The organism is Pseudoalteromonas sp. C12FD-1, from assembly GCF_037414265.1.
GTDB lineage: Bacteria > Pseudomonadota > Gammaproteobacteria > Enterobacterales > Alteromonadaceae > Pseudoalteromonas.
The window spans coordinates 82,981-99,482 of sequence record NZ_JBBEVD010000048.1 but is presented as its reverse complement, the minus strand read 5'-3'; the positions used below and the strand labels follow the sequence as shown (position 1 = coordinate 99,482).

At 41.5% G+C, this 16,502-nt stretch carries 13 protein-coding genes; 2 read left to right on the top strand and 11 right to left on the bottom strand.

Annotated elements, in window-relative coordinates; all coding sequences use genetic code 11:
- Positions 1 to 8 precede the first annotated feature (8 nt).
- Positions 9 to 953 carry a 2-dehydro-3-deoxygalactonokinase gene (locus WDB87_RS05800; RefSeq protein ID WP_337849343.1) on the bottom strand — a complete coding sequence of 315 codons (945 nt, stop codon included), beginning with the start codon at positions 951 to 953 and terminating at the stop codon, positions 9 to 11.
- A gap of 1 nt (position 954) precedes the next feature.
- Positions 955 to 1,713, bottom strand: a complete 759-nt coding sequence (locus WDB87_RS05795; RefSeq protein ID WP_286245865.1) for an SDR family NAD(P)-dependent oxidoreductase — start codon at positions 1,711 to 1,713, stop codon at positions 955 to 957.
- Between the two features lie 174 nt (positions 1,714 to 1,887).
- Between WDB87_RS05795 and WDB87_RS05790 the strand changes: the two genes are divergently transcribed.
- On the top strand, positions 1,888 to 2,589 hold the full coding sequence (locus WDB87_RS05790; protein WP_286245864.1) for a FadR/GntR family transcriptional regulator: 702 nt from the start codon (positions 1,888 to 1,890) through the stop codon (positions 2,587 to 2,589).
- Positions 2,590 to 2,653: 64 nt separating this feature from the next.
- On the opposite strand, the gene WDB87_RS05785 is transcribed toward WDB87_RS05790, so the two are convergent.
- From WDB87_RS05785 to WDB87_RS05755, 7 genes are all read right to left on the bottom strand, one after another.
- Positions 2,654 to 4,786: an alpha-galactosidase gene (locus WDB87_RS05785; RefSeq protein ID WP_286245863.1), complete on the bottom strand. Its 2,133-nt coding sequence runs from the start codon at positions 4,784 to 4,786 to the stop codon at positions 2,654 to 2,656.
- Between the two features lie 329 nt (positions 4,787 to 5,115).
- Positions 5,116 to 6,594: an SLC5 family protein gene (locus WDB87_RS05780; protein WP_286245862.1), complete on the bottom strand. Its 1,479-nt coding sequence runs from the start codon at positions 6,592 to 6,594 to the stop codon at positions 5,116 to 5,118.
- Positions 6,595 to 6,674: 80 nt separating this feature from the next.
- Positions 6,675 to 7,436 carry a SapC family protein gene (locus tag WDB87_RS05775; protein WP_337849342.1) on the bottom strand — a complete coding sequence of 254 codons (762 nt, stop codon included), beginning with the start codon at positions 7,434 to 7,436 and terminating at the stop codon, positions 6,675 to 6,677.
- 12 nt (positions 7,437 to 7,448) lie between these two features.
- Entirely contained in the window at positions 7,449 to 8,975 is a 1,527-nt protein-coding gene (locus WDB87_RS05770) for a tryptophan halogenase family protein (RefSeq protein ID WP_337849341.1), read from the bottom strand.
- A gap of 173 nt (positions 8,976 to 9,148) precedes the next feature.
- The gene (locus WDB87_RS05765) at positions 9,149 to 11,893 is read right to left on the bottom strand and encodes a TonB-dependent receptor (RefSeq protein WP_286245859.1); all 2,745 of its coding nucleotides are present in this window, start codon (positions 11,891 to 11,893) and stop codon (positions 9,149 to 9,151) included.
- A 186-nt stretch (positions 11,894 to 12,079) separates the two neighbouring features.
- Positions 12,080 to 13,060: an aldose epimerase family protein gene (locus WDB87_RS05760; RefSeq protein WP_286245858.1), complete on the bottom strand. Its 981-nt coding sequence runs from the start codon at positions 13,058 to 13,060 to the stop codon at positions 12,080 to 12,082.
- 177 nt (positions 13,061 to 13,237) lie between these two features.
- Positions 13,238 to 13,627 (bottom strand): acyl-CoA thioesterase, encoded by a 390-nt coding sequence (locus WDB87_RS05755; protein ID WP_286245857.1) that lies wholly within the window; start codon positions 13,625 to 13,627, stop codon positions 13,238 to 13,240.
- Between the two features lie 36 nt (positions 13,628 to 13,663).
- Here WDB87_RS05755 and WDB87_RS05750 point away from each other — a divergent pair, with 36 nt between their 5' ends.
- The gene (locus tag WDB87_RS05750; protein ID WP_286245856.1) at positions 13,664 to 14,368 is read left to right on the top strand and encodes a 2OG-Fe(II) oxygenase; all 705 of its coding nucleotides are present in this window, start codon (positions 13,664 to 13,666) and stop codon (positions 14,366 to 14,368) included.
- 74 nt (positions 14,369 to 14,442) lie between these two features.
- Here WDB87_RS05750 and WDB87_RS05745 read toward each other — a convergent pair whose 3' ends face one another.
- Both WDB87_RS05745 and WDB87_RS05740 read right to left on the bottom strand, forming a co-directional pair.
- Entirely contained in the window at positions 14,443 to 15,678 is a 1,236-nt protein-coding gene (locus WDB87_RS05745; protein WP_337849340.1) for a cysteine desulfurase-like protein, read from the bottom strand.
- Positions 15,679 to 15,687: 9 nt separating this feature from the next.
- Positions 15,688 to 16,320 (bottom strand): 2OG-Fe dioxygenase family protein, encoded by a 633-nt coding sequence (locus WDB87_RS05740; protein WP_286245854.1) that lies wholly within the window; start codon positions 16,318 to 16,320, stop codon positions 15,688 to 15,690.
- Between the last annotated feature and the right edge of the window lie 182 nt (positions 16,321 to 16,502).

The following is a 16,502-nucleotide window of genomic DNA, read 5'->3' as shown; positions in this document are numbered from 1 at the left end:
CTGGGTTATTAGCTTTTAGTATTAAACAAGTAGTTAAAACCACTTAAGGTTGCCGTTTTAACATCAAACTCTAGGCATTCTACGCCTATGCAATTTAACGCATGGGTAAAACACTTATTTAGTTGCTCTGTGCCAATAACCACCACTTTAGAATTATTCACCAATTGCCATTCACTGGCATGGCGTGCAGCGCGTACATCACTACCTATTAGCACTCCCGACAAGTACGCCTTGGCTTGCACTGGCGTTAACTCTTTTGAAAGCTGGCGCGTACGGACACTAAAAATACCGTGCGCCAAATTACCGCTGTCACTGCCTAAGGTAAGCTCACAACCTTGCTCAAATGCATGCCAATCAAATTCCCCAGCCTCACAATCATTAGGAATAAGTACACTTTGATGACACAGCAAATCGTACAATTCACCGGTCATTGCGGTTTTAAAACAGATAATTTTCCCATCTTTTAGCAACACCCATTTCGTATGGGTACCGGGTAAACATATTAGTACATTGCCGTGCTGATAGTCCGGATTTTGTTTTAAAAACCCTAAAATTTGCAGTTCTTCGCCGCGCATTACATCAAATAAATTATTTTGTAATGTGCATTTTGTGCCAGGTAAGGCACTGACTTTATTACCTGCACAATCAAAGTTAATCGCACCACTGAGTAAGCTTTCGGGGTTTATAGGGCAGGCTAAATATGGGGTTTCTTTCCAGCCAATACTTGAGGTAATTTGCCCTGCCATATAAATAGGTAACACGCCGTATTCGCTGGTCCAGGGTGCAACGACGCCAATTAAAGTGTGTTCAAAGTTTTGTTTATCTCTAATCACACCTGGGCCGTCGCGCTGAGCAATTAACGTTAATTGCCCTGTGGTATTTACACTACATAAATAAGCGCGTAAATGACTCGTGCCCCAATCTACGGCTATAAAAAGGTTTAAGTGCTGCAACTTAGAGCCTCCCACCGTCAATTTTAATACCTTGACCTGTGATCATATTGCTTTCGTCGGCAGCTAAAAAAAGTGCCAAGTTAGCTACATCTTCAGGGGTTACTAACTTTTTAAGTGCCATGGCTTCCATCCACTTCACTTGCTCTTCTTTAGTAAACCAACTGGCTAATTGGCGGTCGGTGGCAACCCAACCCGGTAAGATAGCATTTACTCTTATGCCAAACTCACCATAATCGCGAGCCAGCGCTTTAGTCATGCCGATTAGGCCCGCCTTTGCGGTTACATAACCGGCCATTTGCGGCTGCCCCATAATCGCATTAATAGAGCTAAAATTAATAATGCTCCCCGCGCCTTCGCTTTTCATATAAGACATAGCCACTTGCGAGGCAAAAAACGCCGGATTTAAGTTAATTTGTAGGCATTGATCCCAATCTTGGACGGTAACATCTTCACTGGCTTGGCGGCGGTCGTTGGCTACATTGTTTACTAGCACATTAATGGCACCCAATGCAGCGCAGGCATCTACCAAAGATTGCTGTAAAGCATTTGAGTCGGTTACATCAACCTGTCTAAACCACAATTTAGCGTTAGGCAGCGAGGCAATAAGAGATTGAGCAGCCTCGTTATTAATATCTATAAAAGCAATTTTGGCACCTTGATCGGCAAACGCTTTTACCATTGCGCGACCAATGCCTGAAGCCCCCCCGGTAATAAAAACAACTCTGCCAGAAATACTGGGGTAGTGAACGTGTTTATTCAAATGCGTTTCTCCATAAAACAGACTGCGCCACTTAAAGTAAAAACTTTTGCTTGGGGATTCGTGTTACAGCTGTGTTAAAATACTTGCCTTTATCAAAGTTTATAACATATCCTTTCGTACATTAATATGATATATGATATATAATAAAGCAATAACTCATTCGGATAACGCTCAATGAAAAGCCAACCTCGTCAAAATTTAACACAACAATTAACCCATGATTTAGGCTTTGCAATTGTGCGTGGCGTATACCCAGTTAACGAAGGTTTACCATCTGAAGCTGACCTATGTGTTAAATACGATGTAAGCCGCAGTGCAACACGTGAAGCCGTAAAAATGCTCTCAGCTAAAGGCTTAATATCTTCTCGCCCTAAGCAAGGTATTCGGGTACTGCCAGAAAGCAGCTGGAATATGTTTGACACTGACGTACTGCGCTGGATTTTAAGCAGTAAACCATCACTTTCTTTATTAAAAGAGTTTACACAAGTACGTGTAGCACTTGAGCCACAAGCCGCTGCCCTAGCAGCTGAAAATGCCAGCGCCGCACAACTGGCTGAAATAGACAACGCACTTGCTCGCATGGCCGATGCAGACCAAGGCTTAGACGATCCGCTTGAAGCCGATATTGCCTTTCATACCAGTATTTTAGTGGCCAGTAATAACCGCTTTTTTGTGCAGCTCACTGAATTTATTAGCACCGCGCTGCGCGTAAGTATTCGTTACACCAACCACATTAAGGGTGTGCCAGGTGCCGATGTAGCAAAACATGCTGATATTTTAGATACGATTAAATCACGTAATCCAGAACGCGCTAAAAAAGCAGTAGAAACTATTTTAGAAGAAGCCTTAGAGCTTATTGAATCTAAACTCGACTAATGGCTTAAAAAAACACCATTAAAAAAGGGAGCTAATTAGCTCCCTTTTTACTGCTTATTATATTTTAAGCTTTGTTTAGCTCAAAAATAAGTGATGTTTGCGGGAATGAAATTGGCATTTGTAGGCCAAATTCCATCAACGCTTCACCGGTAAATGTTTGCCCGTTAACGGCGGCAATAGACGAAGGGCGGTACTCTTCAAATTTTACAGGCCACACTAAATTAAGTGTGTACTGTGTATCTGCATCTAAACCAACGAAACGAAGCTTATTAGGCGCAGTACGTGGTGTTTCGCGTACACTGTTATACGCAAATAACGCTTTTGATTTTTGCTCGTCGATTAAACCAAAGTTAATTGATAAATCGTCGCTATCGAGGCGATATAAATCGGCAGCATGAATAAAATCACGGTGCTCTTTGTGCAGCGCAATGGCCGCTTTAAGGGCGTTGTATTCATGTTCGGTCAATTCACGTGGGTCCATTTCAATACCCATGTGGCCAAACAGTGATACCGCTGCACGCATTTCAATACTGACATTACGACCTGTAATATGACAATCGCGCGGGCCTACGTGTGCACCCATAACCGACGATGGGAAGAAGAACGAACAACCGCGTTGAATTTCAAGACGATCAAGCGCATCGTTAGAATCTGACGTCCATACACGATCTGTGTGTGCTAGCACGCCGTAATCTACACGGGCACCACCTGATGAACAGCTTTCTATTTCAAGACCTGGGTGCGCCGCTTTAATACGGTCAATTAAACGGTACAGTGCCAGTGTTTGCTGATGAACTGCTGGCTTGCCTGAGAAGTTACCCGCGTGGTTTATATCGCGGTTCATATCCCATTTAATATACTTAATTGTTGGGTATTCAACTAAAATGTCGTCAATGGCTTTGTATAAGTACTCAACAACCTCAGTACGCGTTAAATCAAGCACAAGCTGGTTTCTAAAACTAAGTTGCTCGTTATTTTCTGAGCCCAATACCCAATCAGGGTGAGCGCGGTATAAATCGCTATCTGGGTTTACCATTTCAGGTTCAAACCAAATACCAAACTCCATGCCTAAGCTGTTTACATGGTCAATCACTGGCGATAAGCCATCTGGGTAAATTTCATAATCTACCGTCCAATCACCAAGGCCTGCGTAATCACCACGGCGACCTTTAAACCAACCATCGTCCAATACAAAACGCTCAACACCTAATGGCGCTACTTTGTCGGCTAGCTGTTTAAGTGTGTCTACATCGTGGTCAAAGTAAATGCCTTCCCACGTGTTGTAATGCACTGGGCGTGTTTTTTCGCGCTGTGCCTGAGTTAACAAGTTTGCTTTAACAAAACGATGAAAATTACGCGACAGCGCACTAAAACCGTCGCTCGAAAACGAGCCATAAATACTTGGGCTTTGATACGTTTGACCTTTAGCAAGGGTTAGCTCGCCAGGTAATAATAACTCACCCATTTGCACATAACGGCGCCCTTCAGGTAGTAGCTCTGCACGTAGCTTGTTGTTACCGCTCCAACCTAAATGAAAGCCGTAACACTCACCTTGTTGCTCGCCTGCGCCTTCAGCGTGTACTAGTAAACCAGGGAATACATCGTGCGAGGTTTTACCTTTACGGTTTTCGCGAACAAAGCTGCCTAGCACTAAATCAACCGATTGGCGTTGAAATTCGTTAGACCAACGCCCTTCAAAGCTCACTAGCTTGTTCATGCTATCTGGTAATTGAAATGTAGGTGCGGCACAAAAGTTAACGCTTAAAGGTGAGTCACTTAAATTTGTTAAAACCGTGTGCGCACTAAGTACATCGGTAGTGCTATCAAGTGTAATGCTGTGCACAACTTCAATACCGCGAAGTTCATCTACGCTCAAAAACTCAAGGGTTGACGCAGAGGGCTGGCGAACCTCTTGAAGCTTTGGCCCTACAGACCAAGCAATAGAATCGTTTGATAGCTCTAGGCCCGGAGCGCCAGTAAAGCCTTCACCTAATAGCGGAGAAAGAGAAATAGGTGCTTCTTCAACCACGGCACATTTTACTTCCTGACGAGTCGCAAGCTGAGTTAGCATTGTTTCAGTTGTTTGCTCAGATAGGCGCTTACCAAAATAAAGTAATGCCGGTGTTTTGCTCTGGCAGTCGAAAATAACGGTGCTGTTTGCGCTGTCTAATCGAAAGAATGGTTTAATATCAGCCATGATTCTCCTGTCCTCTTTAATGAAGATGAGTTTAATACGCGAGTATATAATATGTGTGCTTACTCGCTGTTTACTGCATCAAATTGCAGTCAGTGATTTTAAAATAATAGTATATATCATACAAATTACTTTTAGATAGTGTTTACGCTGTATTTTAGTCAATATTATTACTGGCTATACCAGTTATACCAATCCGCGGTAATACTTAATCATGGCTATTATCTACAGTGTAGGTTATTTGAATAAATAAAAATCGGCCTAAGTTACCTTAGGCCGATTTAGTAATGTGTTAACTGGCTAGTAAAAAGTGACTTAACTTTTACTGCTGATTATTTTGGTGCGTGCACTTGTGGCGTATCTTCAATAGCAGGTGTTTTGCCTGCCCACTGTGCATTTAAACCAAACACTACTTTATTAACGATTAACGCAAAGGCTACACATACAATAAGTGTAATTGGCATTAAGTGAATATAGTGTAGTTCAGTATGTAGCGGTGAATTTTTAAACGTTAGCATGCCATACATAACCACGCCTAAAATTACTGCGGCAATACCTGCACGCGCATCCACATTTTTAAACAATAAGCCCACTACAAAAATTGAGAATATAGGCATACTTAATAAGCCGTTTAACTGTTGTAGTAAGTTAATAATGCTGTCGGCTTGCTGATAAATTGGCACAAGCACAAGCGTTAAACTAGTAAGTAACAACGTAACGTAACCACTTAGCTTTACTACGCTTGGCTCTTTATTAAAGTACGCTTCGTGAATATCACACACATAAAGTGCCGTAGCCGAGTTTAATAAGCTGTTATAAGTAGAAAGTACCGCCGCCGCCATTGCTGCGGCAAACACACCCGTTAACCATGCAGGCATTACATCACCTACAATTCGGCCATAGGCCGCATCGCCAATGTCGCCATATAGTTTGTACGAAATAATACCTGGTAACACCACAATCGCCGGTACAATTAAAAAGCGAATACCCGCTGCTGCAAATATCCCTTTTTGCGCTTCTTTAACATTAGGTGCAGCCATAGCACGCTGGGTAATGGTTTGGTTAGTACCCCAATAATACATTTGAATAAAGATCATGCCGGTTAAAAGCGTAGGCCAAGGGATTGGCGAGTCAGCATCACCAATTAATGTTAAGCGCTCTTGTGGAATACCGCTAAAGTCGTAATCAATCGCATTAAGTGCTAAAAACACGACCAGTATTGCCATACCTAACACTAATAAACCATTATAAGTATCTGATACAGCAACCGCGCGTAAGCCACCAAAAAATGCATAAATAGCGCCTACCAATGCAAATGCGGTCGCTATGTACATTAACGGAATATCAACTTTAAACATGGTTTGCATAAATAGCGCACCAGAATAAATAACCGCAGGCATGTAAATTAGTGCGTTACCTAAAAAGAATAAGCCACCAATAACAGCACGAATATGCTTATTGTTGTAGCGTTTTTCTAACAGCTCTGTAGTGGTAGTACAGTTGTACTTGTAATAAACAGGAATAAATACTTTGGCTAAAATAATAAGCCCTAAAATAGCTGCTAATTCCCACCATACGAGCAAGGCCATTTGATTGCCATTCATGCCCACCAGCTGGTCGGTACTCAAATTTGTGAGCGTAATTGAGCCTGCAACAAACATCCAAGTAAGGCCACCGCCCGCTAAAAAATACTCTTTTGTTTGATTATCACCACTATTACGGTTTTGGCCTCGGCACTTCCAATATGTAAGTCCACCAATTAAAGCGGTTACAAAGAAAAAAACCACTAACTGCAAAATGTTGTCTGACATGTGTGTGTCTCCAGCGCGTTAAACGCAATGTCTGTCTATGTGAACGTTTTAACCTATGAAGGCTAAAAATAAATTGCACCTTACAGTGCGTGTGCATCTCGACTTAGTTCTAACTTAATTTGCTTTAATGGCATAAGTTCAGGATGCTGGTTATGACGCTTTACTAACGCATTTAACTGAAACAACGAAATAAGCATGCTGTTAAGTACGCTTAAATAACCTTGTTTGTGTAAATTGGCAATGGTATCGCTGTCTAAAGTTTGCAGTTTGTCTTCATCAACGGTGCTCAAACCTTGTATAGTTTGCGCCTCGCCTTGCTCAAACTGCAAAACAATATCTATGTTTTTAATTAGTCCTAAACGGGCAATTTCTTGAGTAAATTGATACGTTTGGTAATCATTTTTTAAATCGCTTTCGAGTAGCTTTTGCTGCGCAGTTAAATACAGGCTTGGGTTGCCTTTGGCATCAAATAGCGACTCGCCTTGCTGGGTATTAACGGCTGAGCTTTGCTCATCAATAGCAATAAAGTAATCACTGCTATTTGCCTCACGAGTGAGTAAATAAAGCGGCTGTGTTTGCATACACACGGGCGTGTATAGCGCTTGCCATTGATTGTTACTCACAAATAAACTTTGCCCAGCACTAAAGCTGGTTAAGCCCGAAATGGTGTGGCTGCCATTATGTGCGTTACGCGCTAAAAAAATAGGTAAATCGCAGGCTGATTTTGCCACTTCGTTTGCACGTAGATTAACTAAATGCTGTGTTTTTGCGTATTCAACACCCGCATTAGGGTTAATTTTTATTGCTTGGTGTTGAGTATTTGATAGTTCACTCATTGCCATAGTTACACATCCTTAAACTGGGTTAGCCGCAAGCCACTGCTCTATGTAAGCACGGTGAGGCGGCAACGTTTGCAACATCTGCTGTGTAAGCTGGCTGTTACGTTCAATTATTTGATTTGCTTGCGCATCGTTTGAGTACAAATACGCTTGCTTAGTAAAGTCGGGCTTAAAGCCCATACCGTATAAAACATACTGGTAGCTAGCTGCAGGAAATAGCTCTAACGCGCCATGAAAATCTTGAATAAGTGGGCCTCGAGTTCCCCAAAGTAATAAGTCTTCTTGTAAACTTTGTGGAATAGACTCTGGCTCTACATGCGCTTGCCAATAGGGTTCAGGGCGTTTAGTAAGCATATAGTGCAGCTTTAAAAAGTCGATAATACGCTGCCAGCGGTAATCCATTTGCTCATTAAAGCGCTTTGCAACAATCGGCATTACTTGAGTATCGGCTGGCATGTGCTCTGCTACAAAGCGAGACGAAATCTCAACCAACATAATGGCGGTTGCCTCAAGCGGCTCTACAAACCCTGCCGACATCCCCACTGCAACACAGTTTTTGTGCCAAAACTTTTCTCTGTAACCCGACTCAAAACTTATTTTTCGTGCAGTTAAACCTTTAGCGGCATCGCCTAAATAGTTACGTAAGTTTTGCTCGGCTTCTTCGTCTGATAAAAACTTGCTTGAATATACATGCCCAACACCACGGCGATGTGTTAGGCCTATATCCCAAATCCACCCAGCATTTTGTGCGGTGGCAATAGTATGGCTGGCCAGTGACTCATCACCTTCTTCGTAGGGGACTTGCATAGCTAGGGCGCTGTCGTTAAATAATACATGATCCATTTTTTTAAATGGCACGTTAAGGGCTTGGCCTAATAACAGCGATGAAAAACCCGTGCAGTCTATGTATAAATCGGCGTTTATGGTGCGGGTTTGATCTTTTAAGGTAAGGGTGTCTATAGCACCACTTTCATCAAGCTTTACCTGATCAACGGTGCCAATAATGTGCTCAATGCCTAGTTTGCTCTTACAATGTTGCTTTAATAGCTCGGCAAAAGCACCTGCATCTAAATGGTATGCGTAATTACAATTAGCTTGATACTCGCCTTGCGCAATGCCTCTTGGTGCTAGGTTTGCTTCGCAAATATCGTGCTGAAAATTAGTTTGCTGAGCAAAGTTTTCAACATTATCTAAATAGGGGGCTAAATCTATACGGCCGTAGCCTAGCGGCACTGTAAAGGGATGGTAGTAAAAATCGTTGTTGCCATGCGTCCAGTTTACAAATTTACCGCCTTGTTTAAAGGTGGCATTACAGGCTTTAAATACATCTACTTCTCGCAAACCAATTTGCTGAAGCGTGTTTTTCATAGTGGGCCAGGTACCTTCACCTACACCAATTGTTGGAATATCAGATGATTCTACCAACATCACTTTTAAGCCATCACCCTTATTACCTTGGTGATACGAAGCAATAATTGCAGCGCTCAGCCATCCTGCTGTGCCACCACCAATTACGGCAATTGTTTTTATTGTTTTATTCATAACGGACTACTCTTTGAGTATTTTATTGATAACCGGTTAGACAACAAATGCCCTTTCGGGCATTTGTTTAAATTAGTCTCATTCTGTGCAAATTAGCTACTAACTTTATTAGTAACAGTACTTATAATGCACGGCAATGAAAACTAAGAGGCAATCACTGCCTCAGCTATCAATTAAAACGTACCGCGAATACCAAACGCGTAACGTGAGCCATTATCTTCTACAGAGTAGATTTGATTAGCAAAACGACCCGTTTGCACTAGCTCTTCTTCAGTAATATTGATGCCTTCGGCAAAAATAGTGAAGTTTTCGTTGATATCGTAGCTTGCACTAATATCCCATTGACCGTACGTTTCTACGTTCACTGGTTCACCGTTAAAGCCGTTATCAACTAAGCGTAAAAAGCCTTCACGGTTATTAAACGCAATACGTGCTTGCCAGTTTTCTTGCTCGTAGAACAATACTAAGTTTTGCGAATCGCCTAAGCCTTCAAGTGCAAATGTTTGTGAAGTATCAGAGCCAACACTAATGTCGCTATCTACTACTGTGGCATTAGCAATAAAACCAAAGCCGTTTTCAAACATGTGGGTTACACCAATTTCGTAACCCGTTACCGTTGCAGACTCGCCATTTTGCGGACGACTTACAGTGTAAACTTCTGAGCTACCATTAAGCTCTGCATCGGTTTGGTCAGTACACGTAGTACACGCAAAATCAGGGCCTGTACGGTCAGTCATGTCGTATGTTTCATCACCGGTTAGGGTAACAATAAAGTCATCCACTTCTTTACTAAATACCGCAAAGCTAAATAAGTTAGCGTCGTTGTAGTACCACTCGTAAGAAATATCCCAGTTTTCAGACTGGAATGGCTTAAGAGCTGGGTTACCACCACTTGCTGTTAAGTTTTGACGACGAGGCTCGTTAAACGTTGTCGCTGGAGAAAGCTGTGACATTGTAGGACGAGTAATACTGTCGTACGCTGCAAAGCGTAAAATCATGTTATCTTGCAGTTCAAGCTTAACGTTAAACGACGGAAGTAAGTTTGAGTAACTTGTCCCTTCTTGAATGTCTGTTGCAGGGCCAAATACGTTTTGGAATAAAGTCGCATCAGAGGTAGGAATAACATCACTGATAAAACTTTGTACAGCAGCGACTTCAATATCTGTTTCTGAGTAACGTGCACCCATGTTAACCGTAACTGGCATATCAGCTAGATCAAAGCCAATGGTAAAGTCCATGTAAAGGCTAGTGATATCTTCGTTAATTGTGTAACGGTTATTTTGTAATGTTGGCTCTACAGGGAAACCTTGATCAGCTAGGTAATCAAGCATTTTGTCGCCGTCGTAGCTATAAAATGTATCGATTAAACCTGGGAAGTAATTACTTGCTGAATACGCTTCAAAATCAATTTCATCAATAGGAGCTTGCGTGCCGTAACCACAAAATTGACATTGGCTACCAAAAATTTGGAAGCTTGATTTTTCACGTTCTTGACGATATGCACCAAAGTTAATGCGATCAACTGGGCCTTTGTCTGGCACGTATTCAAAATCGGCTTTAATTTCGGTAATTTCATCTTCATCAGTAAACTGGTTGCCCACTTCGTTATAGTGAAGACGCGCAAGGCTTGCATCTGGCAGCGAGCCATTTTCAAACCCATCATGCTGTACGGTAGGAATACTTCCTGTACCATCAAAGCTGTAGCTATTAATAATACCCACTACGTTAAAACGGTCATTACCTGCACGGTCGTTTTCAGCTGTTGAGCGAGACACATCAAACTTTGCTTTTAATGACTCATTTACTTGCCAGTCAACGTTAACACCAAATGCTTTGTTAGTTACATCACGTGAGTTACGCGTGTGTGATACAAAGTCAGTTGCAGGGTTGCCACTGGCGTTACCTAATCCTACTTCTTGCGTAAAGGTAAGCAAAGTACCCGTTTCTGGGTCGATTGTTGCGCTACCTACGCGGTCTGGTTCAAACCAAGACGCTAAATCGCGTACTGATGAGTCCACTTCAAATTTTGAAATTAAGCCATCTACGGTAATAGTGATATCGTCAGACGGTGCATATTGTAATACTAAGCTTGCATTGGTACGTTCACGGTCTTGCTCATCAACAACTTGGTCCCAGTTACGTGGAATATATGCATTGTCATACAGTACGCCGTCTTGTGGGTTAGAGATTGTTTGGCCACCGCGCCAACCAGCCGTTAAAATTTGGTTGTTTTGCAGTTTACGTTGCTGATTAGTAATAGCAAAAAGCACACCGAGCTTGTCGTCGTTAAAGGTATTACTTACTAAAAATGAAGCCGATGGCGATACTTCTTCAGAAAGGCTTTCGTACATACCCTTAACTGAACCAATAACGTGTAAGCCACCAAAATCAAAAGGACGAGCCGTGGTTACGTTTACCGTACCACCAATGCCGCCTTCTTGAAGTGTTGCGCTATTACTTTTATAAATATCAGCGCCGGTGATTTGATCTGCTGCTAGTACATCAAAATTAAATTCACGACCTGCGCTGTCTGTCGCAATTTGACGACCATTTACAAGTACCGTATTAAATTGCGGGCCAAAACCACGAATTGTTACTGCCTGCCCTTCACCGCCACTACGGTCAATGGCTACACCTGTGATACGTTGCAGAGACTCTGCTACGTTTAAATCAGGAAATTTACCAAGATCTTCTGCTTTAATCCCATCAGTTACAACATTAGATGCTTTTTTATCTAACATTGATGAACGTAAGCTGCTGCGAATACCCGTTACTGCGATAACCTCAACATCTTTATCTACTGTCGGTGTGTCACCTTCAGCGCCTTGAGCTGCAACGTGGCCGCTTGCCAATATACCTGTAATAGCAATACTGAGCGCGGTTTTCTTGTTGAACGATAACTTATTGTTAATTATCATTTTTTAAAAACTCCTGATTGTGTGTAGTCATTTTGTCGTTGTATGGTGTGTATAGCTTCAAATACTATTTATAATATAAATACTTTAAATTGAGCAAAAGTGCAACCTTTTCCTTAATTATGGCTATCTTTTTGTTACGTGTATTTTTCTTTTTGTTTTCTTTAATTTAACAGTAGAATTAGTACGTTATTGCGAAAATGCAAAAATTATTTGCTGAGTATATTCTTCATCCGGCAATAAATTAGCTTTTGGGAAATCGCTTCTGTTTGCTGCATTAGGCCAATTTTGCGCTTCTAAACACAATGCTTGGCGTGCTTTAAAAGGCGCTCCTACAAAGTTTGCGGTATATAACTGCATGCCTGGTTGGGTACTTTTAAGGGTTAAATTAACGCCCGTGTGTGGCGAGGTTAATGTAGCCATTGTTTTTAAACGATTGTCATCACTAAAAATATAGCAGTGATCAAAGCCATTTCCAGCCTTTAACTGAGGGTGAGCCTCACTTAGCGCTGTACCCACCTGTGTGCGCTTGGTAAAGTCAAAACAGCTGCCGGAGCCATCTTCATGATGGGCAAGCGGTATACTGTTACTATCGATAGGTAAATAGGTGGCGGTATTTATTTGCAGTAGATGTTCGTTAATGCTCTCACTGCCTTCAAGATTAAAATAGCAGTGGTTGGTAAAGTTAACGAGGGTTTCTTTATCGGTAGTTGCTTGGTAACTGAGGATTAACTCGCCATTGCGTGCAGTGATTGTTTGCCAAACTTGTAACTGGCCTGGAAAACCTTCTTCTCCATCGGCGGAGCAATAATAAAGCTCTACTTCATTATCACTTTGCTGAGTGACTTGCCACTGCACTTTATTAAAACCTTTTTCGCCACCGTGCAAACTATTTGGGCCATTATTTGCCTTAAGCTGATACTCGGTACCAGACAACACAAAGCGTCCATTTTCAATACGATTTGCATAACGCCCTACTGTTGCACCTAAATAAAATGGGTTTTCTAGGTAATACTGTGGGTCGCTCACTGTGAGCGTCATCTCTTGGTTATTAAACTTTATACTTTTGATAATAGCGCCAAATGGCAGTATTTCTGCAGTTAAGCTTTTACCATCGCTAAGCGTTATCACCTCTAACGGTTTATTGCCAGTTGTAGATGCCACATTCATTCTCCATAAACTACCAGCTCAACAGTACCTGTTATAGCGGTGCAACAATATATAATATAAATAGTATATAAGTGAGAAGCGTAACTCAATTAAAATACGTTAAAAAAACAGCGATAAAAATTTACAGCTGTCGCTTGTGGTTTACATGACTGCTTTTTGCTGCGTGTAGTAAACTAGTTAAACTAGGTGCTCGTTTAGTGCCGCTACTTCGGCTTCACTTAAATTTTGTTTAGCTTTGCTTTTAAAGTTATAGCGCACTAATACAGTTTTACCCACAACACAGCATTTACCTTGCTGCCACGCCTCCTGCTTAATAGTAAAAGAGCTATTTCCTATATGCTCTACTACCGTTTTTATTGTTACTTCGTGAGCATAAAATAATTCACCTACAAACGATGCTTCTATTTTAGCGATGATCAACTTCCAGTCATGCGGGTTTAGATCGGGGGTAAAAAATTTAAAAATAGGGACACGTGCTGCTTCAAACCATACAGGGAGTACGGTATTGTTGATGTGTCCGAGTGCATCTGTTTCGCTAAAGCGCGGCATCACTTTTTCAATAAACATAAAAATCCAAATAATAACTAAATAAAAAGGTAAATCATGACGGACTTTATCCACGTTATTGATAACGCGTTAAGCGATGATTTTTGCGATAACTTTATTACCACTTTTTCTAAAAGCCCGCATGTAAAGCAAGGAGTAACCTCTGGCGGTGTGGACTTAAAAAAGAAAGACAGCCACGACCTGCAATTAAACAGTTACCCAGAATACGCCCAACAATTAAAGCATATTCAACAAACCACTGCACAGCATGTTTTTAACTATGTAGAAGAACACTTTTTTATGCTGATTGGCGCTTTTGGCCTAAAAGTTTATCACCCAAAAACGGGGGAGGTTGTAGATTTAACACATGAGAACTTTGACGAGGTGGGCAAGCCTCAGCTTCCTGTTTTGGTGCAGCAAATATTTAGACTAGGAAATATTCAGGCACAAAAGTACGAGGTAAATAAAGGCGGTTACCCTTATTGGCATAGTGAAGTGTACCCACAGCTACAACACAATGAAGCATTGCACCGTATTTTGTTATTTATGTTTTATTTAAACGACGTGGAAGAAGGCGGGGAAACAGAGTTTTATTATCAAAAACGTAAAATAGCCCCTAAAAAAGGCACCATGGTGATAGCCCCTGGCTACTTTACGCATACCCATCGAGGTAATAAGCCCATTTCTAACGATAAGTATATTTTAACCTCGTGGGTGCTATTTAACCGAGCTGAACAAATATACGGTACACCTAAGGGCTAGCTCCTAAGTAATCAGCCAATAAAAAAGCCATAAGCTTTTACTTATGGCTTTTAAAGTGCTGAATGGGTAAGGCTTTAACCTAGTAACCCATCAAACAAATCAAATAACTTATCTAGCTCAGCTGTTGTGTTGTAATGCATACAACCAATGCGCACTACACCGCCTTTATCAAGTACGCCTAACTGCTCACATAAGCCTTGTGCATAAAAATGTCCATCCCACACACAAATATGCTGTTTGCCTAAGAACTCAGACACTTCACGGGGCTCTAGCCCTTCAAAGGTTAAAGCAAATGTAGGTGTACGCTCGTTTAAACGCTCAAGGTCATCAATGCCAAATAGCTTAATACGCGGGTAATTAACTAAACGCGTTAAAAAGTACTCACTCAATGCCATTTCGTGCTGTTTTGTTTTAGCAAAAGCCGCAGTTAGTTTTTCACGGCGCGTGTGACTGTCATCAAGCCCACTAATTGCAGCAATGTAATCAACAGCGGCAACAAAACCAGCTAAGGCTTCAAAGCTTTGCGTGCCTGTTTCCCATCGACCTGGTGCTACATCTTTAGCTGGTTCTACTTTGTAAGGCGTAAAACCTTCAAGATGCTGTGTTTTACCGTACACCATGCCTAAGTGAGGGCCAAAAAACTTATATGCTGAGCAGGCCAAAAAGTCGCAATCAAGGGCCTGTACATCTACAAGCTCATGCGGTGCATAATGCACGGCATCAACGTACACTAATGCGCCTACAGCATGGGCAAGCTCTATAATACGTTTTACATCGTTAATAGAGCCTGTGGTATTTGAAGCATAAGTAACAGCCACTAATTTAGTATTACTGTTAAGCAAGCTTTCAAACTGCGCCATATCTAAGCTGCAATCAGCCTCGTTAATTAAAGCGGTTTGAACTTTAACGCCTTTATCTTCTGCGGCTTGCTGCCATGACGATACATTTGAGAAGTGATCAGCGTTAGTTACAATAATCTCATCACCGGCTTGCCAATCGCGTGAAATAGCACGGCTAAAGCTAAAGGTCAGGCTGGTCATGTTAGGGCCAAACACAATATTTTGTGCACTTGGCGCATTAAGTAAATCTGCCGCTGTTTGGCGTGCACTCGCCATTAGCTCTACCGTTTTATCACTTGAAAAAAACGCACCGCCTAAGTTTGAGTTATAGTGCCCTAAATAAGCAGTCATTGCATTTAGTACAGACTGCGGCACTTGAGAGCCACCAGGGCCATCTAAAAATATCGGCGATTTACCATCAACGGTTTGTGTTAGTGCAGGAAACTGCTCACGTAATTGCGCTATGTTCATGAGCATTCCTTAAGAGGTAAGTACAAAACAATCCAGGTAACCTGGCTTGCTAGTATCGACTTTGTTCATTGGCGTTGCATTGTGCCAAACCTGACGGTCGTTTATTAGTGCAAACATACCGTCTTTAATTTCCATTTTAAAACACGGTTCAGCTTGCTTGTTTTCGTATACTAGCAGTTCGCCGCCTTCTAAGTTTTCGTGTGAAACGCCACATACACAAACATGGTCAAAGCCATCTTGGTGCACACCTTCAGGTGCTGCGGGCGTATCGCTATCAATGGCAAGCATTCTAAATTGATGTATTTCAATATCACGGCCTTCATCAATGCCGGTAAGCTCACAAAACTCACTTACAATGCTTTTCATACCTTGAGACTCAAGTAAGCTCTGCTCTAAATTTTCATAAGTACGCTCAACATTACCCTGAAAGGTATTAATAGAATCGTCTTGAACAAACGCTTTGGCAGCTTGAAGTTTTAGCTCACCATTTTGAAATTTAATTACCGAGTAACGACGCTTACGAAATTCACCATCTGCATACGGATTAGCAGGTAGGTTATCAAAAGAAGGCTTAACCAAATCAATATTTGCTTGGTTAATAAAACGAAGTTGCAGTAAATTCTGGTTGTTTAATGCAGTCATAAAATCTCGCTTAAAATAATGAGAATATTAAAAGAGATTTTAATGCATGTGTGGAGGATTTTCTGAGCATAAATTGGGATATAAAAGATTAAAAGTTAAATTTTAAGATCTAAAATTCTAGTTTATTGAAAATTTAATTCAAAAAAATTGGCTACGCTGCGTAGCCAATTTATTAAATTTAA